This window comes from Corallococcus aberystwythensis (assembly GCF_003612165.1).
In the GTDB taxonomy this organism is placed as follows: Bacteria; Myxococcota; Myxococcia; order Myxococcales; family Myxococcaceae; genus Corallococcus; species Corallococcus aberystwythensis.
Genome location: NZ_RAWK01000507.1, coordinates 1 through 2,060 on the forward strand (window position 1 = coordinate 1; position 2,060 = coordinate 2,060).

2 protein-coding genes are annotated in these 2,060 nt (G+C 67.0%); both read left to right on the forward strand.

What is annotated here, in order from left to right:
* The first annotated feature begins 93 nt into the window (after positions 1-93).
* Entirely contained in the window at positions 94-327 is a 234-nt protein-coding gene (locus D7W81_RS41000) for a hypothetical protein (protein ID WP_120560722.1), read from the forward strand.
* 87 nt (positions 328-414) lie between these two features.
* Positions 415-2,060, forward strand: a 1,646-nt coding sequence (gene pyrG / locus D7W81_RS41005; protein ID WP_120560723.1) for a CTP synthase, incomplete at its 3' end; no start/stop codon positions are given.

Consider the following 2,060-nt stretch of genomic DNA (forward strand, 5'->3'; position numbering starts at 1 on the left):
ACCCTACCGGGAATGTCCTGTCCACCCGCCGGTTCGTGGCCGCCGGGGGGAAGCGCCATCCACGACCGTTGGGTCGCCTGCCGGAGAACTGCCGTGTCCATCACGCCGTGTCCCATCCCCCTGCCCTCCGCTCTCCGTGACGAGGAGACCGTGGACGACCAGCGCAATCTTTTTTGTCCCAACTACGATGCCTGCCTGCACCAGGTCGTGAAGAAAGGCTGGGAAGGCTGGAGCTGCCGGGGGTGCGACCTGCGGCGCTTCCGCGTGGGCCAGCCCACCGCCCAGCAGTTCGCCGTCGCCCGCCCTGGCGGTTGGGACGCGCAGTGAAGGGCTGAGCCCGCGGGCCGGGGCCAGCCGGCCGTCCGTGCGTCAGAGAATATTTGACGCACCCTGGCCCTCTTGGCAGGAAGGGACATGCGCTCCAAGAAAACCAAGTTCATCTTCGTGACGGGCGGCGTGGTCAGCTCGCTGGGGAAGGGACTGGCCTCCGCATCCATTGGCGCCCTTCTCGAGAACCGCGGGCTGGACATCACCCTCATCAAGCTGGATCCCTACATCAACGTGGATCCGGGCACGATGAGCCCCTTCCAGCACGGCGAAGTGTTCGTCACCGAGGACGGTGGCGAGACCGACATGGACCTGGGCCACTACGAGCGGTTCACCCACGCCCGGATGAGCCGCCTCAACAACTTCACCTCCGGACGCATCTACAACGCGGTCATCACCAAGGAGCGCCGGGGTGAGTACCTGGGCAAGACCGTCCAGGTGATTCCGCACATCACGGATGAGATCAAGGCCAGCATCCGCCAGGCCGCCCAGGACGTGGACGTCGTCATCGTGGAGGTCGGCGGAACGGTGGGCGACATCGAGTCCCTGCCCTTCCTCGAGGCCATCCGCCAGATGCGCTACGACGTGGGCAGCCAGAACGCGGTCTACATCCACCTGACGCTGCTGCCGTACATCGGCGCCGCGGGCGAGGTGAAGACCAAGCCCACGCAGCACTCGGTGATGAAGCTGCGCGAAATCGGCATCCAGCCGGACTTCCTCCTGTGCCGCACGGACCGGGAGATTTCGCGCGAGCTGAAGGACAAGATCGCCATGTTCTGCAACGTGGACAACGGCAACGTGTTCACGTCCCCGGACGTGCGCAGCATCTACGAGCTGCCCCTGGAGCTGCACCGCCAGGGCCTGGATGAGCGGCTGGCGGAGGTGCTCAACATCTGGAGCCGCGCGCCCCACCTGGAGAAGTGGGAGACCATCGTCCGGAAGATCTACGAGCCCGCGCGCGGTGAAGTCACCGTCGCCATCGTGGGCAAGTACGTGAACCTCACGGAGAGCTACAAGAGCCTCAACGAGTCCCTGCTCCACGGCGGCATCGCCAACGACGTGCGCGTGCGCTTGCGCTTCGTGGACAGCCAGGACGTGGAGGCGCAGGGGCCGGAGACGACGCTCGCGGGCGTGGACGCGGTGCTCGTGCCCGGCGGCTTCGGCGTGCGCGGCACGGAGGGGAAGATCGCCGCGGTCCGCTACGCGCGTGAGAACAAGATTCCCTTCTTCGGCATCTGCCTGGGCCTCCAGATGGCCGTGGTGGAGTTCAGCCGCACCGTGCTGGGCCTCAAGGGCGCCAACAGCCTGGAGTTCGACGAGCACACCGCGCACCCGGTGGTGACGCTCATGGAGAGCCAGGTGAAGGTGCAGGACAAGGGCGGCACCATGCGCCTGGGCAGCTACGCGTGCGCGCTCAAGCCGGGCACCGTCGCGCACAAGCTCTACGCCAACGACTCCATCCAGGAGCGCCACCGCCACCGCTACGAGGTCAACAACACCTACCGCGGCCGGCTCCAGGAGGCCGGGCTGGTCATCTCCGGCCACAACCCGGAGCTGAACCTGGTGGAGATGATTGAGCTCGCGGACCACCCGTACTTCGTGGGCTGCCAGTTCCACCCGGAGTTCAAGAGCAAGCCCTTCGCGCCCCACCCCCTCTTCTCCGGCTTCATCGGCGCGGCGCTCGCCCAGCGGGACGCCACCCGAGCCCAGGCCCCCGCCGCCCCGGTGAACTC